21 protein-coding genes and 1 riboswitch are annotated in these 21,586 nt (G+C 58.4%); of the genes, 12 read left to right on the forward strand and 9 right to left on the reverse strand.

The genetic code is table 11. From position 1 onward, the window contains the following. Position 1: 1 nt before the first annotated feature. Complete coding sequence (locus tag Q1A74_RS00055; RefSeq protein WP_299591179.1) at positions 2–2,140, reverse strand: TonB-dependent receptor; 2,139 nt, start codon at positions 2,138–2,140, stop codon at positions 2–4. Between the two features lie 51 nt (positions 2,141–2,191). Beyond that, positions 2,192–2,306, reverse strand: a riboswitch (TPP riboswitch). A gap of 144 nt (positions 2,307–2,450) precedes the next feature. Between Q1A74_RS00055 and Q1A74_RS00060 the strand changes: the two genes are divergently transcribed. From Q1A74_RS00060 to Q1A74_RS00095, 8 genes are all read left to right on the forward strand, one after another. Further along, positions 2,451–3,449 (forward strand): LLM class flavin-dependent oxidoreductase, encoded by a 999-nt coding sequence (locus Q1A74_RS00060; RefSeq protein WP_299591181.1) that lies wholly within the window; start codon positions 2,451–2,453, stop codon positions 3,447–3,449. Beyond that, on the forward strand, positions 3,442–3,855 hold the full coding sequence (locus tag Q1A74_RS00065) for a hypothetical protein (RefSeq protein ID WP_299591183.1): 414 nt from the start codon (positions 3,442–3,444) through the stop codon (positions 3,853–3,855). The genes Q1A74_RS00060 and Q1A74_RS00065 overlap by 8 nt, the downstream gene beginning before the upstream one ends. 15 nt (positions 3,856–3,870) lie before the next feature. Continuing rightward, positions 3,871–4,803, forward strand: coding sequence for an aldo/keto reductase (locus tag Q1A74_RS00070; protein WP_299591185.1), 933 nt, complete (start codon positions 3,871–3,873; stop codon positions 4,801–4,803). A 41-nt stretch (positions 4,804–4,844) separates the two neighbouring features. Continuing rightward, the gene (locus tag Q1A74_RS00075) at positions 4,845–5,528 is read left to right on the forward strand and encodes a DUF6064 family protein (RefSeq protein WP_299591187.1); all 684 of its coding nucleotides are present in this window, start codon (positions 4,845–4,847) and stop codon (positions 5,526–5,528) included. 171 nt (positions 5,529–5,699) lie between these two features. Continuing rightward, the gene (locus Q1A74_RS00080; RefSeq protein WP_299591189.1) at positions 5,700–6,338 is read left to right on the forward strand and encodes an RpiB/LacA/LacB family sugar-phosphate isomerase; all 639 of its coding nucleotides are present in this window, start codon (positions 5,700–5,702) and stop codon (positions 6,336–6,338) included. Between the two features lie 140 nt (positions 6,339–6,478). Continuing rightward, complete coding sequence (locus tag Q1A74_RS00085) at positions 6,479–6,934, forward strand: thiol-disulfide oxidoreductase DCC family protein (RefSeq protein WP_299591191.1); 456 nt, start codon at positions 6,479–6,481, stop codon at positions 6,932–6,934. Next, positions 6,931–7,338 carry a DoxX-like family protein gene (locus tag Q1A74_RS00090; protein WP_299591193.1) on the forward strand — a complete coding sequence of 136 codons (408 nt, stop codon included), beginning with the start codon at positions 6,931–6,933 and terminating at the stop codon, positions 7,336–7,338. The genes Q1A74_RS00085 and Q1A74_RS00090 overlap by 4 nt, the downstream gene beginning before the upstream one ends. A gap of 134 nt (positions 7,339–7,472) precedes the next feature. Beyond that, positions 7,473–8,861, forward strand: coding sequence for a glutamine synthetase family protein (locus Q1A74_RS00095; protein ID WP_299591195.1), 1,389 nt, complete (start codon positions 7,473–7,475; stop codon positions 8,859–8,861). Between the two features lie 79 nt (positions 8,862–8,940). Here the strand turns inward: Q1A74_RS00095 and Q1A74_RS00100 are convergent, their stop codons facing one another. Next, positions 8,941–10,209, reverse strand: coding sequence for a 6-phosphofructokinase (locus Q1A74_RS00100; RefSeq protein WP_299591197.1), 1,269 nt, complete (start codon positions 10,207–10,209; stop codon positions 8,941–8,943). A gap of 382 nt (positions 10,210–10,591) precedes the next feature. Between Q1A74_RS00100 and mpl the strand changes: the two genes are divergently transcribed. The 4 genes from mpl to Q1A74_RS00120 all read left to right on the forward strand — a co-directional run bounded on the left by mpl (position 10,592) and on the right by Q1A74_RS00120 (position 15,625). Then, positions 10,592–11,974, forward strand: coding sequence for a UDP-N-acetylmuramate:L-alanyl-gamma-D-glutamyl-meso-diaminopimelate ligase (gene mpl / locus Q1A74_RS00105; protein ID WP_299591199.1), 1,383 nt, complete (start codon positions 10,592–10,594; stop codon positions 11,972–11,974). A 49-nt stretch (positions 11,975–12,023) separates the two neighbouring features. Further along, complete coding sequence (locus Q1A74_RS00110; protein WP_299591200.1) at positions 12,024–12,644, forward strand: flavin prenyltransferase UbiX; 621 nt, start codon at positions 12,024–12,026, stop codon at positions 12,642–12,644. A gap of 12 nt (positions 12,645–12,656) precedes the next feature. Next, positions 12,657–12,929 (forward strand): SelT/SelW/SelH family protein, encoded by a 273-nt coding sequence (locus Q1A74_RS00115; protein WP_299591202.1) that lies wholly within the window; start codon positions 12,657–12,659, stop codon positions 12,927–12,929. A 62-nt stretch (positions 12,930–12,991) separates the two neighbouring features. Continuing rightward, the gene (locus tag Q1A74_RS00120) at positions 12,992–15,625 is read left to right on the forward strand and encodes an MMPL family transporter (protein WP_299591204.1); all 2,634 of its coding nucleotides are present in this window, start codon (positions 12,992–12,994) and stop codon (positions 15,623–15,625) included. A gap of 8 nt (positions 15,626–15,633) precedes the next feature. Here the strand turns inward: Q1A74_RS00120 and yjgA are convergent, their stop codons facing one another. The 7 genes from yjgA to Q1A74_RS00155 all read right to left on the reverse strand — a co-directional run bounded on the left by yjgA (position 15,634) and on the right by Q1A74_RS00155 (position 21,443). Continuing rightward, positions 15,634–16,182 (reverse strand): ribosome biogenesis factor YjgA, encoded by a 549-nt coding sequence (yjgA, locus tag Q1A74_RS00125; RefSeq protein WP_299591206.1) that lies wholly within the window; start codon positions 16,180–16,182, stop codon positions 15,634–15,636. Positions 16,183–16,232: 50 nt separating this feature from the next. Next, positions 16,233–17,600 (reverse strand): magnesium transporter, encoded by a 1,368-nt coding sequence (gene mgtE / locus Q1A74_RS00130; protein WP_299591208.1) that lies wholly within the window; start codon positions 17,598–17,600, stop codon positions 16,233–16,235. Between the two features lie 79 nt (positions 17,601–17,679). Then, entirely contained in the window at positions 17,680–17,949 is a 270-nt protein-coding gene (locus Q1A74_RS00135) for an HPr family phosphocarrier protein (protein WP_299591210.1), read from the reverse strand. A gap of 72 nt (positions 17,950–18,021) precedes the next feature. Continuing rightward, the gene (gene rapZ, locus Q1A74_RS00140) at positions 18,022–18,882 is read right to left on the reverse strand and encodes an RNase adapter RapZ (RefSeq protein ID WP_299591212.1); all 861 of its coding nucleotides are present in this window, start codon (positions 18,880–18,882) and stop codon (positions 18,022–18,024) included. 103 nt (positions 18,883–18,985) lie between these two features. After that, on the reverse strand, positions 18,986–19,447 hold the full coding sequence (gene ptsN / locus Q1A74_RS00145) for a PTS IIA-like nitrogen regulatory protein PtsN (protein ID WP_299591214.1): 462 nt from the start codon (positions 19,445–19,447) through the stop codon (positions 18,986–18,988). Positions 19,448–19,501: 54 nt separating this feature from the next. Further along, entirely contained in the window at positions 19,502–19,795 is a 294-nt protein-coding gene (gene raiA, locus Q1A74_RS00150) for a ribosome-associated translation inhibitor RaiA (RefSeq protein ID WP_299591216.1), read from the reverse strand. Positions 19,796–19,961: 166 nt separating this feature from the next. Next, entirely contained in the window at positions 19,962–21,443 is a 1,482-nt protein-coding gene (locus tag Q1A74_RS00155; protein ID WP_299591218.1) for an RNA polymerase factor sigma-54, read from the reverse strand. Positions 21,444–21,586 lie beyond the last annotated feature (143 nt).

Here is a 21,586-nt window from a genome sequence, read left to right on the forward strand (position 1 = left end):
ATCAAAATGTATAGCTACCGGAGATACCCGCAGTGCGCGGTTCGCCGAGCTGGTAATACGCTTCTGGTGCATAGTAATTAGCCGGGTTGTTGCCGCCCTGATTACTGAAGTAGAAGCCGCGAGTGTAGATCACTTCGTCGGTCAGGTTTCTGCCCCACAGGGACAAATCCCAGTTGTCGCCTCGGTAGGTAAGGCGCGCATTGACCAGCTCGTAGGCGGTGGACTTTTCATTGTGGCTATTGGAGAAATAGAAGTCGTCCTTGCCTTCGAGTTCCACGCGCGCGCTCAGGTTATTGGTTAATGCATACTCTGCACCGGTGAAGTACTGGTAGTTGGGAGCGTGTGCCAGGTCGCGGCCATCGAGGTCTACCGGAGGCAGAGCCACTTCTTCACTGTCGTCCCGTGCGTCCACGTGAGTGCTGCTAATAAAGTCTACAAACTCGGCATTCAACCAGCCGAAAGTAGCGAAGAGTTGCAGGGCGTCGGTGGCCTGGAAGTTGATTTCTGCCTCGATACCGGTGCTGTTGCCGCCGGCGGCATTCGCCAGGTAGTCGTCAAATGAGGGGTTTTGTGGATCCGGGTTGAAAATGGACTGCTTGGCCTGGACGTTTTTGCGGTCCTGGTAGAAAGCAGAAAGCTGTGCCTGTAGCCGGTTTTCCAGCCAGTCACCTTTTACACCCAGCTCATAGTTCAGCATGCTTTCTGTATCGAACAGGTACGCATCAGGCCCAATAGCTTCGTTGTCATCGGCTACGGAATTGATGTAGCCGTTTACGCCACCCGCCTTGTAGCCCCGGGATAGGGTACCGTAAATCAGAGTGTTGTCATCGGCACTGAATTGCAGGGTGATATTACCGCCCCACAGGTTCTCATCATTGCTGTTGGTGACTTCAAGGTTGTCACTGTAATCCGCGCGGCGCTGCTCCAGGCGCAGGCCGGTGATCAATTCAAGGCGGTCCGTGAGCGCAGTGTTCAGCTGCCCGTAAATCGCCGCATTGTCGGTATCGAACTGACTGGTAAAGCTGGCGTTGCGCTCCAGCGCTTCTTCTTCGGTGCGCAGATACACTCCGGCCACCCAGCCGGTACTTCCACTAAACAGGCGGCTCTCGTCGGTTGAGACCATGCGTACATCGGCGCTCAGGTTGTCCCGGTCGCGCAGGTAATTGTCGGTGCCACTGTACTCCCAGGGATGGAAGCCAACGTAAGACCAGTCTTCATCGTAGCCATACTCGGTATCGGAACTGGCGGCGCTCAGTACGGAGTTAATGGTAAACAGGTCGCTGCCGCTCCACTGGGCGCTCACGGCTCCGGCGAGGGTTTCCTGGCGGTCCCAGCCCGGTTGGTCGGACTGTGTGGTGCGGGAGTTATCGAAGCTGAAGGCATCGTAGCCGTTATCCGCGTCCAGATAGAAGAGGGTGAAATCCAGCAGCAGGTCTTCGCTGGCTTGATAGCGCAGCTTGCCGCGGGCCACGGTCTCGTCAATATTGTTGGTGTCTTTGCTATCCAGGTAACGGTTGCGCACATAGCCGTCGGACTGCTGGTTCTGTACCGCGAAGCGGTAGCCCAGCTGTTCTGAAAGCGGACCGCTGGTCACAGCTGACAGAGTGCTGGAGCCGTAGCGGGCGGCTTCGGCGGAAACCTTTGCATAGGTGTCCGCGGTCGGTGCATTGCTGGTCATACTAACCAGACCGGCCAGCGCGTTGGCGCCGTACACGGTGCCCTGGGGGCCACGCAGGATTTCCACCTGCTGCATATCCAGGGTGCTGGCGGCGAGGCCCAGGCCGGTAAAGTCGATGCCGTCGACTATCAGACCCACGGATGGATTGACCGGGTCGATAAACTGGCTGCGCTCACCGATACCGCGGATCTGCACAAAGCGGCCGCGGGAGGCGCCGCTGGAGAAATTTACGTTGGGCGCCAGGTTCAGCAATTGCTCAAGGTTGGTCGCACCGCGGGTTTCGATGGCGGCGGCATCCAGTACGCTCACGCTGGTAGGGGTGTCCAGCTGGCTGGTGGCGCGCAGTTGGCTGGTGACCACTACTTCCTCGATGGCGGTTTCTGCGAGCGCGGCAGTGCTGATCAGCGCGGATACAGCACCAATGGCGTGGGCGAGTGGTTTGAAAAAGTTATTGGTCTTCATGGCTCTCTCGTACAAATCAGTGAGAGACCCGGAGCGCGACGTGAAGAGGGGAGCTTGAGGACTACCTATTCCTACGCCGGTATTAGCCGGATCAGGTTCAAGGGTTTACTGTCGAATCAACTAGGATTCACAGCATCTCAGGCTTTCGCCACCCCTTAGGTTGTGCATGAGTTTTTGCGGGCGCGATCCTATCAGATAAGCGAAGTGTCAGGAACTGTGGTGTGCACGGAGAACAGCTTCGATAGGATGGTCATATCTGAATCGCCATTTGTGCTAACTCGCGCAAGGCCAAACGCGTACAGGAGTTGATATGCGCGCTTTTTCACTACTGGACCTGTCGCCTATAACCGAGGGAAGCGACGCCCGCACGGCGTTGATGAACTCCCTGGATCTGGCACAGCATGCGGAACGCTTCGGTTACCGGCGCTACTGGATGGCCGAGCACCACAATATGGCCGGTGTCGCCAGTGCAGCAACGGCGGTGGCCCTGGGTCACATTGCCGCGGGCACTGAAAAAATCCGCGTTGCTGCCGGCGGTGTCATGCTGCCCAATCACGCACCGCTGGTGATTGCCGAGCAGTTTGGCACCCTCGCTGCGCTGTATCCAAACCGGGTGGACCTGGGGCTGGGGCGGGCGCCGGGCACTGATGGCGCCACCATGACCGCCCTGCGCCGCGATCCACTGCACGCCGCAGATCAGTTCCCGGAAGATGTGCGCGAGTTGTTGCACTACTTTGCCCCGGAGAGGCCGGGCCAACGGGTGCGCGCGGTACCGGGGGCAGGGCTGCAGGTGCCGATCTGGTTGCTGGGCTCCAGCCTCTACAGCGCGCAATTGGCCGCGGCCATGGGGTTGCCGTTTGCCTTTGCCTCCCACTTTGCCCCCGCCATGCTGGATCAGGCATTGCATCTCTATAGAACGCAGTTCAAACCGTCGGAATCTCTCGCTGAACCCTATGCGGCTGCGGCGATCAATGTGTTTGCCGCGGACGACGCGGTTGAGGCGCGCAAGCTGATGACCTCCATCGAGCAGCAGTTTGTCGCGCTGCGCCGGGGCACCCCCGGGAAAATCAAACCGCCGGTGGACGACCCTGAATCCATCGCCGGCCCCGCCGAGCGCATGCAGGTGGCGCAGGCGCTGGCGGAGAGCGCGGTGGGAACGCGGGACACCGTTGCCAAGTGGATCGACGGATTTCTAGAGCGAACCCGGGTCGACGAGTTGATCGTCACCGGTGCTATCTATGATCACAGTGCGCGCCTGCGCTCCTTCGAGCTGGCAGCGGAGATTTTGCGGGAGCGGGTGGATGGCTGAAACTGCCTCGATCGATCGGAAAATGCACTGGCGGTGGTTCCTCGCCCACTTTCTGTTTGTGCTGGTGGCGTGGACGGTGTTCATCAAATATCTATTCCCCATCACCGTTGCACTTTCCAGCGGCGCACCCTGGGACAGTCATGTGTACTGGGATTTGTGGCCTATTGCGCATTTATGGCTGGGCTGGGCAGTACTGAGGCAGCCAGGTTACCTGCGCACCCTGGCCATCGTGATGTCCGTGGTGGAGATCGTGATTATCGTCACCAAGTTTGCGCTGTTTCTCGCCGAGCCCGAGTGGGATATCTGGCGAACCAACTGGTTCGTCAACAAGGTCTTTGTGCTCGCCTGTTTTATTCTGGTTCTCGCTACTGCACTGGCGCGACCGCGCGCGTTGAGTGCTCAATAAATAGAGGAAGCCACCATGGAAGGTAAGATGCTACGCCGTCAATTTCTCAAAATGCTCGGGGCGGGTGTGGTCAGTGCCTGGGGTTTTCCGGGGATGGCCGGCGCACAGTCGTCGGCACTGCTGTCCAAACCAATCCCCAGCAGTGGTGAATCGCTGCCTGTCATTGGCATGGGCACCTGGCGCACGTTTAATGTGGGCAACGATCCCGAGTTACTTGCCGCCCGCACTCAGGTACTTAAAACATTTTTTGCCAGCGGTGGTGGCCTGGTGGATTCGTCTCCCATGTATGGCTCTGCAGCGGATACACTCGGCTTTGCACTGAAAAAGTTAGGTATCCCGAAAACACTCTTCAGCGCGGAAAAAGTATGGAGCCCCGCCGGTGGCACTACTCGCGAGCAGGTTGCCAGCCTGGCCGAACGCTGGGGATTGAAAACCTTTGATCTGGTACAGGTGCACAATCTGGATGACTGGCAGGAGCATCTCTCGGTCTTGCGCGAGCTGAAGGCCAGCGGTGTTATTCGTTATCTTGGAATCACCACTTCCCACGGCCGTCGCCACAACGAGTTTGAACAGGTGATGGCGAGCACCGAAATTGATTTTGCCCAGATGACCTACAACATCACGCACCGCGAGGTGGAGTCGAGACTGTTGCCACTGGCGGAGGAGAAGGGAATCGCCGTTATCGCCAATCGTCCCTACGACGGTGGCAGCCTGATCAAGGGGTTGAAACGCAGGGAAAAAGTGCCTGCTTGGGCAGCGGAGGAATGCGGCTGCCGCACCTGGGCGGATTTCCTTCTCAAATTTATCGTCAGCCATCCCGCGCTCAACTGCGCTATTCCGGCAACTACGCGGGTCGAGCATATGAATGAAAATATGGCGGCGGGCACAGCGCCGCTGCCCGATGCGAAGGCACGAGAGAAAATGGTCGCGTATATCGAATCTTTGTAAATCCATTCTTCCCTAAAAAGTAACTATTAAGTGGGCGCACCATGAGTGAGTGGAATAGCTACCAGATCCAGGATTTTGTTCCCTTCAGTGCGGATGTGTACTTCCGCATGCTGGAACGAATGGGGGAAACCTTCTGGCCGCTACAGTTATTCACCCTGGCGGTAGGGGTTGTGGCGCTGCTACTCGCATTGCGCGGAAAACCCCGCATAGCGCTTCTGCTCCTTGCGCCGGTATGGGTATTTGTCGGCGTGGCTTTTTTCGCACAGCGGTACGCGAGTCTGAACTGGATTGGGCAAGTCCTCAGTTGGGTCTGGATTGCGCAGGCGGCGCTGCTGGTTTTGCTTGCTGCGACAGGGCGCGGTACTGCTGATCGCTTGGAATTCCTTTCAGCAAGCACCATCACCGGCGTGCTGATATCCCTGATTGGTTTACTGATGTTTCCGTTGCTGGCGCCGGTACTTGGTGCCACTTGGACTCAGGCGGAAGTGTTCGGGTTGCATCCGGACCCCACAGCAGTGGTGAGCCTGGGTATCTTTATGATCGCCCTGCGCGGCTGGGCTCAATGGTTGACCTGCCTGGTTCCCCTGTTGTGGATAACGCTATCTGCACTCACTCTCCAGGTACTCGAGGCGCCCTGGTGGCTGGCCCTGTTCGCGGTAGTTGCCGCGGCTGTCGGCAACCTGATAAGGCAGTCTCGCGCCATGTTGTCTGGGCCAAAGAGTTAGAGTGTCCCTCCTCCCCCTGATCATTTTGTCAGGCCGGTTTTTATTTTTTGGTCAGGCACGTATAATCCTGCCCCAATAGAAAACCGCATCGATTTGGTCTGTTCGTTTTTTGAGCGGGTCGGTCGCGATGCACATTTCGCTGCACAGGCGGGAATAATGGGAGACCGATTGATGAAAATCGCATTGATGAACGAATTCAGCCAGGCATCCAAAAACGCCGTGGTTCTGAAAGAACTGCAGGACGTTGCCGGCGAACTGGGCCACACCGTGTACAACACCGGTATGAGCGACGACAACGATCACCGCCTCACCTACATCCACCTGGGCATCATGGGTAGCCTGCTGCTGAACTCCAAGGCCGTGGACTTCGTGGTAAGCGGCTGTGGTACCGGCCAGGGCGCACTCATGTCCCTGAACGCCTACCCGGGCGTAACCTGTGGCTATTGCATCGACCCCGCAGACGCCTTCCTGTTTGCCCAGATCAACAACGGCAACGCGCTGGCCATTCCCTTCGCCAAGGGCTTCGGTTGGGGCGCTGAGCTGAACATCCGCTACATGTTCGAAAAAGCCTTCACCGGCGTAAAAGGCCAGGGCTACCCGCCAGAGCGCAAAGAATCCCAGGTGGCCAACGCAGGCATCCTGAACCACATCAAGGAAGCCACCGGCAAAGCCTACCTGGACGGCCTCAAGGCCATCGATCCGGAACTGCTAAAAACCGCGGTAACCGGCGAGCGCTTCCAGGCCTGTTTCTTCGAAAACTGCCAGGACCAGGAACTGACCGACTTTGTTCGCAGTGTGCTGGACTCCTGAGTGATGCAGCGCTGAACGGGTGCCGATTCGCAAAGGCCGCTCCGGAATATCCGGAGCGGCCTTTTTTGTTTATAGTTCTTCGATATTTTTCAGGTTTTGGCTGAAGGTTTGGTTCAGGTATCTGGCAAGGGGCTGCGCAAATGTCTGATGGAAACCGAAGCGATATCGCGCCCTATCTTCGGGAGGGGGATCGTGTTGTCCTGTTCGATGGGGTTTGCAGACTGTGTTCTTTCTGGGCGCGCTTTCTGTTGAGGTTTGATCGAGATCGAAATTTCAAGCTGGCCACGGTGCAGTCTGAAGAGGGGCAGGCGATACTGTCTTTTTTTAATATGCCACTGGATGAATACGAAACCATGCTTCTGGTTGAGGGGAGTCGGATGTACGTAAAGTCTGATGCGATTCTTCGTGTCGTTGCGCAGCTCCCGTTTCCATGGTCGGCAGTGACCGGCTTTCGCCTGATTCCGGCTCCGTTGCGGGATTGGGTCTATGATCGCGTTGCGCGCAATCGGTACCGCCTCTTCGGGAAAAGATCGCAGTGCGCGATGCCCGATGCGGCCGATGAAGCGCGTTTCCTTACAAAAAAGAAACCTGAATGAATATGCCAGCGTTGAGCAATTACGCCCTTTGTCGGCTTTGTATCGCCTTTGTATGGTTGTACCACGGAGTGGTACCCAAATTACTCGGCCCGCATAGAGATGAGCTGGCGATGAACATGGCTCTGGGCCTGACGGTTAAAGATGCCGAGCTACTGGCGAGATTCGGCGGTGTATCGGAGGTGCTCCTCTCTGTTGCCGTGATACTGTTCTGGAAGCAGCGCTGGCCGCTGGTGTTGACCGCGGCCGCTATGGTTGCGCTGTTGATGTATGCTTTGGTCGCTGTGCCGGAACTGGCAATGGGGGCATTCAATCCGGTCACGACAAACCTTTGTGTGCTGGTGCTCTCTTTGGTGGCATTGAACCAGCTTGAGAAGTCGTCTTGTGCGTCTTGCTATGCGGGGTGACACAAGTCCCTTTCCCTTCCCTTTAGGTGCTGCCCTTCCTTCAATGGCACCGTGAAAGATGCGTGCTTCCCGTCGGCGCTTTCCTTTACACTGCTACTACCCATTTAATTCCCTGGCCAATGTTCGGAGTCCGTATGAGTCAGCCCGCTGTAAATTTCTGGCTGGATGCCCTGCCCAAAGCCTTCCTGGCTTACCTTAATGGCCGTCGTCTGGATGAGGTGGAGTGCATCGTCCCGGACCTGAATGGTATGTCTCGCGGCAAGGCGATGCCGCTGAACAAGTTCTCCCCAGAAGCGCCGATCTTTCTGCCCATCTCCATCTTCTACCAGACCATCACCGGTCAGGATGTGGAGATGGATATTGAAAACCAGTGGGCGGAGAGCGATATGGCGCTGGTGCCGGATATGTCCACCGCCATGGCGGTGCCCTGGGCGAAAACGCCGGCGCTGCAGATTATTCACGACTTGCAGGACCTGGACGGCAATCCAATCCCCTGTGCTCCACGCAATGTGTTGAAGCGGGTGATCGGGATGTATCGGGACAAGGGGTGGCAGCCGATCGTGGCGCCGGAGCTGGAGTTTTACCTGACCAAGCCGAATATCGATCCCAACGAGCCGATTCAGCCACCGGTGGGGCGCAATGGCCGTTCCGGCACCTCCCTGCAATCCTATTCCATGACCGCGATCGACGAGTACGGTCCGGTGATCGATACCATCTATGAGTACGCTGAGGCGGCGGGACTGCATATCGATTCGGTCATCCAGGAAGACGGCGCCGGGCAGGTGGAGTTCAATCTTACCCACGGCGATCCACTGTTGCTGGCGGACCAGGTGTTTTACTTCAAGCGCATCATCCGCGAGGCGGCGCTGAAGAACGGCATGTTCGCCACCTTTATGGCCAAGCCCATGCGCGATCAGCCCGGCAGTGCCATGCATATTCACCAGAGCGTGGTGGACTTGGCGAGCGGCAAGAATGTCTTTTCCAGTGAAGACGGCAGTGCCTCCGACCTGTTTCGCTACTTTATCGGCGGGACCCAGAAGCACCTGCGGGAGATCATGCCGTTTATCGCGCCCAACGTGAATTCCTACCGCCGGTTTGAGGGGGCGGATAATTCCAGTGCACCCACCAATACCGGTTGGGGCTACGACAACCGTGCCACCGGCTTGCGAGTGCCCAACTCCGGCGCCCAGGATCGCCGCCTGGAAAACCGGGTGGTGGGGGTGGATGCCAACCCCTATCTGGCCATTGCCGCCAGCCTGGTATGCGGCTACCTGGGAATGGTCAACGGTGTGGAGCCCAGTGCACCGGCGGAGTCGGAGCTGGAAGAGGAGCAGGAGGCCAGCTTCTATATCCCCGCTACCTTCGATCAGGCGCTGCGGATCTTTGAGGGCGCGGATACCGTTCGCCAGGCCCTCGGTGAGGATTTCTGTCAGCTATACGCGGCGGTGAAAAATGAAGAGATGCGCCTGTTCCACCGGGAAATTTCCCCCTGGGAGCGTCAGCACCTGTTGTTGAATGTCTGACGTAAAAAGGCGCTCTAAATAAAAAGGCCCCCACCGAACACCCGGTGGGGGCCTTTTTTATCGGGATGGCAGTGGATGATTACACCGTAAAACCTTCCTTCAGTTTCTTTTCTACCAGCGCTTTTTTGAGGCGTGCATATTGCGGAATACCGTTTTTGTAGGGCGGGTAGTCCTCGCCCTGAATCAGCGGTTCAAGATAGTCGCGCGCGGCCTGGGTGATGCCGAAGCCATCTTCGGAAATAAATTCCTTGGGCATGAACTTCTCGACATTGGCCACTTCGCTGAGCGGCGCCTCGCCGATGCTCCAGCTGTAATCCGCGGAGCTGGTACCGTTGCGCTCGATGGTGGGCATGATGGCGTTCTTGCCGGCTGCTGCCGCTTCCACCGCGGCCTTGCCTACGGCGTAGGCCTGTTCCACATCGGTGGCGGAGGCGATATGACGGGCGGCGCGCTGCAGGTAGTCGGCCAGGGCCCAGTGGTATTTGAAGCCCAGCTCGTCCTTCACCATTTTTGCCAGAGTCGGCGCCACGCCACCCAGCTGTTTGTGGCCGAAGGCGTCGACGCTACCGGCGTCGGCGAGGAAAGTGCCGTCTTCGTATTGGGCGCCCTCGGAGGCCACGATCACGCAGTAGCCTTTCTCGTCGACCGTCTTTTGCACCTTGGCGAGGAATTTCTCTTTGTCGAAGGCGACTTCCGGCAACAGGATGATGTGCGGAGCATCGCCTTCCTGCTCCTGAGCGAGGGCACCGGCAGCGGCAATCCAGCCTGCGTGACGGCCCATTACCTCAACGATGAATACCTTGGTGGAGGTGGCGCACATGGAGGCCACGTCCAGGGCCGCTTCCTTGGTGGAAACGGCCACGTATTTGGCTACGGAGCCGAAGCCCGGGCAGTTGTCGGTAAATGGCAGGTCGTTGTCCACGGTTTTGGGGATGTGGATGGCCTGGATGGGGTAGCCCATCTTCTCCGACAGCTGGGAAATTTTGAGGCAGGTGTCCGCGGAGTCACCGCCGCCGTTATAGAAGAAGTAGCCGATGTCGTGGGCCTTGAACACTTCGATCAGGCGCTCGTATTCGGCACGGTTCTGCTCCAGGCTTTTCAGCTTGTAGCGGCAGGAGCCGAACGCGCCGGACGGGGTGTGGCGGAGAGCGGCGATAGTCTCGGTGCTCTCCTGGCTGACGTCGATCAGTTCTTCCTTGAGGGCGCCTACAATCCCGTTCAGGCCGGCATATACATTGCCGATCTTGTCGCCGTGCTGGCGGGCAGTCTCGATGACCCCGCAGGCGGAGGCGTTGATAACGGCGGTAACGCCGCCAGATTGCGCGTAAAAAGCGTTCTTCTTCGACATGTCTATCCTATGGCTTCTCGTCAGATGGTCACCCGTGGGTGGGGCGTCGGCGGGTGGCTTCTGGCGGCTACCTCACGCGGCGCGAAGTCTAATGTATTCATATGGCAATTGCATGGATTTGGGGACTTTCGACACTTACTGCTGCAAAGTCCCGTGATAAGCTTGCGCGGCATTGCTCTCAGGGTTTTTCGCAGCCTTTTGCGAGGCTGGTGTTTTCCCCTGAAAAGACCAGCAAAAACCGCGCCGGAGCGCACGATGCGCCAATAAAACAGCAGGCGACTTGGAATCATTGCGCGGCTAACCGGTCTCATTTGGCGTTCAGTTCAACTTGCCGTCACCACTGTCGGTCTTTGTATTCAATTTGTAGGGCGAACCAACTGGTATGCATATCCATATTTTAGGTATCTGCGGCACCTTTATGGGCAGTCTGGCCCAGCTGGCCGTGGCCGAAGGACACAAAGTCACCGGTTCGGATGCCAACGTCTACCCGCCCATGAGCACCCAGCTGGAGCGCGCAGGCATTGCGTTGACTGAAGGGTACGACCCGGCGCAACTGGATCCGGCGCCGGATCTTGTGATCGTCGGCAATGCGCTGTCGCGGGGGAACCCCGCGGTAGAGGCCGTGCTGGAAAAGGGGCTGGCTTACACCTCTGGTGCCCAGTGGCTGTGCGATCATTTCCTCGGCGGACGCTGGGTTCTGGCCGTGGCCGGCACCCACGGTAAAACCACTACTGCCAGTATGCTCGCCTGGGTGCTGGACTACGCGGGCATGGATCCGGGGTTCCTCATAGGCGGGGTACCGCAGAATTTCGATGTGTCCGCCCGCCTCGGAACTACGCCATTTTTTGTGGTGGAGGCAGACGAGTACGACACCGCCTTTTTCGATAAACGCTCCAAGTTCGTGCACTATCGCCCGCGCACTCTGATCATCAACAACCTCGAGTTTGACCACGCAGACATTTTTGAGGATCTGGCCGCTATCCAGAAACAGTTTCACCACCTGGTGCGCACCGTACCGGGCGGTGGTCTGGTGATCGCAGCGCAGGAAGATGCGGTTACCCAGGTGCTCGATCAGGGCTGCTGGAGTGAAGTGCAGCATTTCGATGTCGAGCGGCAGGATGGTGTGCGCCTGGGTGACTGGTGTGCGGTCAATATCGCTGCGGATGGCAGCCGTTTTGATGTGCAGCATGAGGGCAAGATCGTGGCCAGCGTCACATGGGATCAGACCGGGTTGCACAGTGTGAAGAATGGCCTTGCCGTGTTGGTCGCCGCGCGCCATGTGGGTGTCGAGCCGCCGATGGCGGCGGAAGCGCTGGGCAAGTTTGGCGGTGTGAAACGCCGTATGGAGTGCCTGGGCGATATCCAGGGCATTCGTGTGTACGACGATTTCGCCCACCACCCGACGGCGATCGAAACCACCCTGAACGGTCTGCGCGCGAAGGTTGGCAGTGACAAGGTTATCGCCTTGATTGAGCCGCGCTCCAACACCATGCGCATGGGGCACCACCAAAATCAACTGGCGCGCGCCTGTGCTGGTGCCGACCTGGTACTGTGGTATCAGCCGGAAGGGATGGATTGGTCTCTGGATGAGGTGGTTCACCATTCCACCGTGCCGGCAAAGGTTCTCCACAGCATCGACGCTGCGGTAGAATCCGTGCTCGAACTATCCGACCCCGGCAGTCACGTTATCGTGATGAGCAACGGTGGCTTCGGCGGTGTACACCAGCGGCTGATGAGCGCCCTGGAGCAGAAGTACACCAAATAGCGCATCTGCCCTACGGCGAACACCTGTCGCAACATTTACGGATTCAATCTTGGTTTCTACCGCTTTTTCCCAAACCGTCACCCTGGCCATCACCGGTGCCTCCGGTGCCCAGTACGGCCTGCGCCTGTTGCAGTGTTTACTGGCATCAAGGGTGCGCGTATGGCTGTTGCTGTCTGACGCGGCGCGTATCGTGATCGATACCGAAACCGGTGTTTCGCTACCGGAAGGCGAGGATTGTACGGCAGCGTTTTTGCGCGAGCTGTACGGCGCGGAAGAGGGGCAGTTGACCCTGTTTGGCAAGCGTGACTGGTTCTCGCCGGTGGCCTCCGGTACCGGTGCCGCCAACAGTCTGGTGATTTGCCCGGCCAGCGGCGGCACCCTGTCTGCAGTCGCCTGTGGTGCTTCCAACAATCTGATCGAGCGCGCCGCAGACGTGGCACTGAAAGAGCGCCGCCAGCTGATTCTGGTACCGCGCGAGGCACCCTATTCAGAAATTCATCTGGAAAACATGCTCAAACTCACCCGCATGGGTGCGGTTATTCTGCCGGCGAGCCCGGGGTTTTATCAGAAGCCGCAGTCCGTGGAAGACCTGGTGGACTTTGTGGTGGCCAGAATCCTGAGCCAACTGGGTATCGAACAATCCCTATTACCCCCTTGGGGCAACGGCTGAGAAACAGGCGTCATGCAAAAGATCGTTACCATTCACTTCTGCGTACAGTGCAACTGGATGCTGCGCTCCTCCTGGATGGCACAGGAGCTGCTGTACACCTTTGCAGAAGATCTCGAGCAGGTCGCACTGAAGCCCGGTAGCGGCGGTGTGTTTGAAATCCATGTGGGCGATCAGCTCATCTGGGAGCGCAAGCGGGATGGTGGATTTCCCGGTCCGAAAGAATTGAAGCAGAAAGTGCGCGATGTACTTTTTCCCGAGCGCGACTTGGGGCACGTCGATAAATAATTCTATCGACAAAATGCCGTGTGCTGCGCACACGTTTTATTACGAAGATAAGTGATCAGATTATGTTGTTGGGCTTGAAGACCTGGTACGAGAAGCTGGTGCTCGGACACCCGAAAACCGTGTTGGCGCTGGTGGCTCTGCTCACCCTGGCCGCCGCCGCGGGCCTGCCGAAGTTCAAACTGGATGCCTCCGCGGACTCCCTTACTCTGGAGACCGACGATTCGCTGGACTTTTTCCGCGAGGTTTCCGAGCGTTACAACTCCGGTGATTTCCTGGTGGTGACCTACCGCTACAAGGACGGCGACCTGTTCAGCGATGAATCCCTGGCCACAATGCGTCGTCTTCAGGACGAGCTGTCGTTGGTGGACGGGGTTACCGGGGTGCAGTCAATTCTCAATGTCCCGTTGCTGTACAGTCCGAAGCTGTCCATTACCGAAGTGGCCGACGGCATCCGTACCCTGTCCAGCCCCGGTGTAGATAAGGACCTGGCGCGCCAGGAATTCCTTGAAAGCCCCATCTATAAGGAACTGATCCTGAGCCCCGATGGCGAAACCACAGCCATGATGCTCAATCTCGAGCTGGACAAGAAAGGGCTCGATCTGGTGCGCGAACGCGATGGCCTGCGCCGTCAGCGCAACAATGAAGGCCTGAATACCGAGGAAGCTCAGCGGCTGGAAGCCGTATCGGCAGAATACCTGAAGCATCGCACCGCACAGGAAGCGGCGGCGCGCGATCGGGTAGATGAAGTCCGCGGAATCCTCACCCACTACAACGACAACGCCGAACTGTTCCTGGGCGGCCTCACCATGATCACCTCGGATATGATCGCGTTTATCCAGAGCGATCTAATGGTGTTCGGCGCGGGTATCCTGGCGTTTATTGTCATTACCCTGCTGCTGATCTTTCGTCAGCCGCGCTGGGTATTGTTGCCGCTGGTGACCTGTGTCACCACCGCGGTGATGATGCTGGGGTTGCTGTCCTGGATGGACTGGCGCCTGACGGTTATCTCGGCAAACTTTGTTGCGTTGCTGCTGATCATCACTCTCGCCATCACCATCCACCTGGCGGTGCGCTACCGGGAATATTTCGCCGAACATCCGGAGTGGAGCCGCTTCCAGCTGGCATCCGCCACCGTGTCGTTCATGGCCAAGCCCTGTCTCTACACCGGGCTCACCACCATGGTGGCGTTTATCTCGCTGGTGGTCAGTGGTATCCGCCCGGTGATCGATTTCGGCTGGATGATGACCATGGGTGTTACCGTGGCACTGGTGCTGTCGTTCCTGATTCTGCCCGCCAGTCTGATGCTGCTTAAAAAGCGCGATGCCGGGCAGGGTGCTGATAATTCGCACGCATTCACCCAGGTGTTTTCTCGCTTTGCGGAACACCACAAGGGCGTGGTACTGGGCGTTGCTGTGGTGGCGGCATTGATCAGTGCGGTGGGCATTAGTCAGCTGAAAGTGGAAAACCGATTTATCGATTATTTCGATGATTCCACCGAAATTTATCAGGGCATGCTGGTCATCGATCAGCGCCTCGGTGGCACCATCAACCTGGACGTGGTGCTGAGTAAACCGGAGCAGACGGAGGCGGTGTTCGAAGGTGAGGAGGACCCATTTGCGGCGGACTTTGGTGGGGATGAGTTCGGCAGTAGTGAGAGCGCAGAAGGCGAAGATGCCGATTCATTTGCTGAGTCGGATCCATTTGCCGCAGAAGACCCATTCGCGGCGGATGACCCGTTCGCCAGCGGCAGCGACAGCCAGGCTCCAGACGCCTACTGGTTTACTGTTGCCGGCCTGAATCAGATCGAGCGGCTGCATGACTTCCTCGAGGCGCAACCGGAAATCGGCAAGGTGCAGTCGCTCGCCACCCTGTACAAGGTGGCTCAGGATCTGAACGATGGTGGCCTCAACGATTTTGAGTTGGCGGTGGCCCGCCAGAGCCTGCCGGAGGAGATCAATCAGGTGTTGGTAAATCCCTACTGGTCTCCGCAGCAGCAGGAAGTGCGTATCACCATGCGGGTGATGGAAACCGACCCGGACCTGAGCCGGGATGAGCTGATCCGTCGTATCTATACCTTTGCGGAAACGGATATGGGTATCGCGCCGGAAAATATTCGTCAGACCGGGATGCTGGTGCTGTACAACAATATGCTGCAGAGCCTGTTTAAATCCCAGATTCTGACATTGGGTGCGGTATTTGCGGGAATCCTGCTGATGTTCCTGGTGTTGTTCCGCTCTCTTTCACTGGCGGTGATTGCACTGGTGCCGAATATGCTGGCTGCTTGTGTGGTGCTGGGTGGCATGGGGCTGGCCAATATCCCGCTGGATATGATGACCATTACCATCGCGGCGATTACCGTGGGGATTGGCGTGGACCACGCGATCCACTATCTGTACCGGTTCCGCGAGGAGTTTGCCAAAGACGGTGACTACGTGGCGACCATGCATCGCAGCCACGCCACTATCGGCCGCGCCATGTTCTATACCGCAATCACCATTATCGCCGGTTTCTCGATTCTGGCCCTGTCCAAGTTTGTGCCGTCGATTTACTTCGGGCTGTTGACCGCACTCGCCATGTCGGCGGCACTGCTGGGCTCTCTGACCCTGTTACCGCTGCTGCTGGTATTGATCAAGCCGTTGGCGAAGGAAGGGGACGAGCCGGGAAAGTCATCGGCGGCTGAAACCTGCCCCGGTTGAGGTCGCGCTCAATCTTCCTGCATAAAGAAGTCCCGCAAATAGCGAAATAATTTTCGCTGGTTTGTCGGGGCTTTTTTATTGGCGATTTCTTTATTGGATTCGCGGATCAGAGTGCGTAATTGCTGATGATCTGCGCCCGGGTATTCATTGAAAAATGCGCTCTGGGCATCTTTGCCGTGTTCTAGCAGGCGCGTTCGCCAATCTTCCGCCATGCGGTCAAAGCGCAGGTGCAGGTGGTCCTGCTCCTTGTGTTTTTCCAGCACGGCTTCAATCGCCTCCACGTCCGCTTTGCGCATCAGCTTGCCGATGTACTGCAGTTGCCTGCGGCGGGCTTCCCGGGACTTGATCCGGTGCATGGTTTCAATGGCTTCGGTCAGCACTGCATCCATCGGCACATCCGCAAGCTTGGTGGCATTCAGCTCGGTCAGCTGTTTGCCAAGCTCCTGCAGCCGGTGCATCTCTTCTTTGATCTGGGTTTTGCTTTTGGGCAAATCCTCATCGTCAAACGCGTTGTAAGGATCATTGCTGTCGGAATTGCGGTCGTCAGAATTGTGCATAGAAAATCTCAAAAATTACGCTTCACGCTGAGTCGCGGGTGAATAATAAATCAGGCAAAAAATATCGTCGCCAGGCCGAGGAAGGACATAAAGCCCACCACGTCTGTGACCGTCGTCAGGGCTACGCCGCCCGCCAGTGCCGGGTCGATGCGCATTGCCCGCAGTGCCACCGGCAGGATGGCGCCGGCGAGTGCCGCGGTAATCAGGTTGATGACCATGGCGGCAATGATAATCCAGCCAATACGCGGATCCCCAAACCAGAGTGCGGCGATAGCGCCCATCACGGCCGACCACAAAATCGCGTTCAGCGCGCCGCTGCCAAGCTCCCGTGAAAGCAGCCAGCCAAGGTTACTGCGGCCCACCTGGCCCAATGCCATACCGCGAATCACCACGGTCAGCGTCTGGCTACCGGCCACACCGCCCATGCTGGCAACAATCGGCATCAAGACCGCCAGTGCCACCACCTTGTCGATGGTGCCCTGGAACAGGTTGATGACCCAGGATGCCAGTAGTGCGGTGAGCAGGTTGATCCCGAGCCAGATTGCGCGGCGCGGGGCGGTGCGTCGCACGGTGGCGAAGGTGTCTTCCTCCTCGTCCAGGCCGGCGAGGCTCATGAGTGAGTGGTCCGCATCTTCCCGGATCACGTCCACCACATCGTCGATGGTGATACGTCCCAGCAGGCGCTTGTGTTCGTCCACTACCGGTGCGGTTACCCAGTCGTATTTGGCAAACAGACGCGCGACCTCGTCATCGGGCATGTCCGCGGGAATGGGTTCCACGTCGGTGACCATAATCTCGCGCACGGTGACGGAGGGGTCGGTGGTGAGTAGTTTGGTGAGCGGCAACAGGCCGATAAACCGATCCTTGCGGTTCACTACAAACAGGTTGTCGGTGGATTCCGGCAGTTGCTCGTGGCGGCGCAGGTAGCGCAGCACCACGTCCAGATGCAGGTTGGGGCGCACAGATACGATTTCCGTATCCATCAGGCCACCGGCGGTTTCCTCGTCGTAGGCGAGGACGCTCTCTACCCGCTGGCGATCGCGCTCGCTCATGGCGGACAGTACTTCCCCCATGACCCGTTCCGGCAGCTGCTGCAGGATGTCTGCCACATCGTCCGCATCCAGCCCTTCCATCACCGCCACCATTTCTTCGGTGTCCATGGTGGAGAGGATCTGCGCCTGGACCTCGTCGGGCAGTTCCTGCAGAACTTCGCCCTCTACTTCGCGATCGATCAGCTTCCACAACACCTGGCGGATACGCGGCGGGGAGCTTTCCAGCAGCTGGGCAATACTCGGCGGGGAGAGGGATGCCAGCATGCGCTGGACTTCGCGTCCGGTGCCGCTATCCAGCGCGGCGTACAGCTCACCGAGCTGATTCTGCGCACGGAAATTGATGTCGGCGTTGACGGGTTTGGGCACAGGGATTCCTGATCTTCGAGGTGGCGGCGAGTGCCGGCATTATAGCGGCAAAAAATGAACGGGCGGCTCTATAGCCTGACTACTCGCCCTCGCCAAAGTAGTCATTGATCAGCAGACAGATGGCTTCGTGCGCGGCGTCTTCGTCGCGGCCGCAGATTTCCAGTTCCAGCTCCACACCCTTGCCGGCGGCAAGCAGCATCAACGCCATCACACTTTTACCGTCCACCGCCTTGCCCTGGCAGTGCACTTTCACTTCGGATGAGAAGCGCGCACTGGTCTGGGCAAATTTGCTGGCGGCGCGGGCGTGGAGGCCGAGCTTATTGATGATGGTGATGCGGCTTTTCTGCATGGGTAGTGTTCTGTCGATGTTCTCGTTGTTTTTATGGGCTGGCTTTCTGGGGCTGCTGTGCCTGGGCCGGTCTTACTTCTGCTGCTCGCGGTGGCGGATCTGGATATTTTCGAACTGGCTGGCGAAGGTTTTGGCCAGCTGCTCGACCATATACACAGAGCGGTGACGACCGCCGGTACAGCCGATGGAGACGGAGGTGTAGCTGCGGTTGCTCTGTTGGTAAGAGGGCAGCCAGCGCTCCAGGAAATGGGTGATGTCCCGCTCCATGTCTTGGGTTTCCTGGTGTGAGCGCAGAAACTCCGCCACTTCCGGGTCCATACCAGTTTTGTTGCGCAACTCCGCTATCCAGTAGGGGTTGGGCAGGCAGCGCAGGTCGAACACCAGATCCGCATCTACCGGGACGCCGTGTTTGAACCCGAAGGACTGGAACAGGATCGCCATGCCCGGCGAATCTTTGCCCACTACCCGGGATTTCATCTGGTCGCGCAACTGGTGCAGGCTGAGGCTGCTGGTGTCGATCACCAGGTCGGCCATGGACGCGAGAGGCGCGAGCAGTTCTTTCTCGCGATTGAGGGCTTCCAGCAGGTGGGTGTGGCTGTCACTGAGCGGGTGCTTGCGGCGGGTTTCGCTGAAGCGTTGTACCAATATGGGGGAGCGTGCATCCAGATAGATGACGTCGCAGTCTATACCGCTGTCGCGCAGATCGTTGATGACCTGAGGAGCCTGGCGCACGTCGTGCCACAGGTTGCGGGCATCGATGCCGAGTGCCAGCTGGGTGTTTTCCTCGGCGGGCTGCTCCGCTACCCGGCGGATTAACTCTGGCAGCAGGCTCGCCGGGAGATTGTCGATGCAGTTGAAGCCAACATCTTCCAGCAGTTGCAGGGCGGAGCTTTTGCCGGAGCCCGAACGGCCGCTGATTATGACCAGTCGCATAAAACAAGCACTCCTTGCGGTATCCGGGGCAGTGTGCCGCCGGATTGGCTAACGTGAGCCGGGCTGGGCTCCGGAGGGAGGGTGCCAGCGCAGGCGCCAGCTATTATGCCGCGGCAGCGCTGTTGATGGCCAGTGCGTAGAGCTCGTCGCTGGTGGTCGCTGCGCGCAGTTTTTCGCGCACACGGCTGTCGCTGAACAGGGCGGCAATTTCCGCGAGGGTATCCAGGTGTTCCTGGTCGGAATCCTCGGGGACCAACAGGGCGAACAGCAGGTCCACGGGCTGGCGGTCAATAGCGTCAAAGTCTACGGCGGGGGACGTTGTACACAGAACACCGATGGGGCGCTCACAGCCGGGCAGGCGGCAGTGGGGGATGGCAACACCTTCGCCAATCCCGGTGGAGCCCAGGCGTTCCCGGGCGACCAGCTGGTTGAATACGGTATCGGAATCCAGTTCGGGGTGTTGTTCTGAAATCGCCTGGGCGATATTGAGTAACAGCTTTTTCTTGCTGCTCCCCGCCAGGTGGCAAAGGCTCAGGCGGGGAGAGAGTAATGCTTCCAATGTCATAACTTACTGATGATCTAGCGGTACAGGCCAGCCGGTAACCGGGTTGTGTTACGACTAGCGGTGACTGCGTAACTTCTCTTTGTGTTTCAGCAGTTGCCGGTCGAGTTTGTCACTCAGCGAATCAATCGCTGCGTACATGTCCTCAGATTCCGAATCGGCAAAGATATCCTTGTTGCCGTTCACGTGAACCCGTGCCTCGGCTTTCTGGATGAGTTTGTCGACGGACAGAATGACCTGGGCGTTGGTGATCAGGTCATTGTGGCGGGAGAGCTTGTCCAGTTTGGTCAGGCAGTAATCGCGCATGGCCGGAGTAAGGTCTACATGGTGGCCACTGATGTTAATCTGCATGGATTTCTCCTCATCGGGTGCAACACAATCTGGCTGCACCCCCGCACAGGGCGGCACCCTACTAGGAAGTGCGCCAGAATGGAAGGATACACTCGATGACTGGCCATTGGTTGCGCAGAAAGTGACCGCACGGGGGTGAGGTAACCGGCGATTGTGACCCTACCGGCTAGACCAGTCGCTTTCGCTCGCTGGAGGAGGGGATACCCATGGATTCTCGGTATTTGGCGACGGTCCGCCGCGCCACCTTGATACCCTGGGAGTCCAGCTCCTGAGTGATCTTGTTGTCGGAGAGTGGCTTGCGCGGCTGCTCGGCGTCGACCAGCTTGCGGATCAGGGCGCGGATGGCGGTGGAGGAGGCATCTTCGCCGGAGTCGGTGCTCACATGGCTGGAAAAGAAGTATTTGAGCTCGAACACACCGCGTGGGGTGAGCATGTACTTCTGGGTGGTTACCCGCGAAATGGTGGATTCGTGCATGCCGATATTTTCGGCAATATTGGCCAGCACCATGGGTTTCATGGCTTCCGGGCCCAGTTCGAAAAAGCCCTGCTGTTTCTCTACGATGCTGCTGGCGACTTTGAGCAGGGTCTCGTGGCGGCTCTGCAGGCTTTTCAGGAACCAGCGCGCCTCCTGCAGGTTGTCGCGCAGGTAGTTGTTCTGGCTGGAATTATCGGCGCGCTTGATCAACGCTGCGTAGGTGTCATTGATGCGTAGTTTGGGGGTGGTCTCAGGGTTCAGTTCCACTACCCAGCGGTGCTCTTTGCGGCTCACGATCACGTCGGGCACCACGTACTGGGGCTCCTCGCCGCCAAACGCTTCGCCGGGATAGGGGGTGAGGGTCTGGATCAGCCGCATGACGTCGCCGAGCTGGGTCTCGTTGAGGCGGGTGCGGCGGCTCAGCTGGCGGAAATCGCGCTTGCCGAGTAGATCGAGATGCTCGCTGACGACCAGTAGCGCCTGGTCAATCCAGGGGGTGTGCTCCGGTAACTGGCGCAGTTGCAGCAGCAGGCTCTCGCGCAGGTCGCGGGCACCGCAGCCGGCGGGCTCCAGCTGCTGGATGGTCTTCAATACCGCCTGTACTTCGTCGCTCTCCACCTCAAAAGCGGCCGCCATCTCGTCCAGATCCGCGTCGAGAAAACCGTTGGGAGCGATGGCATCGATCAGGGCTTCGCCGATCAGCTTGTCGACGTCGGTGAGGCCGGTCAGATTCAGTTGCCAGCGCAGATGATCCTGCAGGCTCTCTGAGGCCGCGTTGCGCTGCTCCAGTGCGTACTCTTCGCCCTCACCGCCGCTGTAGCTGCCACTGGTATAGATGTCGTCCCAGCGGGTGTCTACGGGCAGGTCGTCGGGGATTTCGCTGTTCCAGTCACCGTCGGCATTGGCCGTGGCGTCGTTCTGGGTCTCGCGGGCACTCTCGCGCTCGGCGGCTTCCCGCTCCTGGCCTTCGGATTTGGCTGGGGTGTTCTGGTCGTGATGTGTCTCACCGGCGTGCTCGTCGAAGTCGGATTCCAGCAGGGGGTTGCTGTCGAGCGCAGACTGGATTTCCTGCTGCAGATCCAGCGTCGACAATTGCAGCAGACGAATTGCCTGCTGCAGCTGCGGTGTCATCGTCAGCTGTGTGCCGAGTTTTAACTGGAGTGACTGCTTCATAAAGGGGGTGCCGGCAGAAAATTCTGGCGTTGGCCCGCTGCAGAAGATTTGATGCTTGCTGCGGCGGCGTAAAGCTCATTTCCTGCAGACTACCCCGGGGAAATCCGGAACACAAGGGGGCGGTTAAGCAATAAGTGTGCCGG

This window comes from uncultured Microbulbifer sp. (genome assembly GCF_947504145.1).
In the GTDB taxonomy this organism is placed as follows: Bacteria; Pseudomonadota; Gammaproteobacteria; order Pseudomonadales; family Cellvibrionaceae; genus Microbulbifer.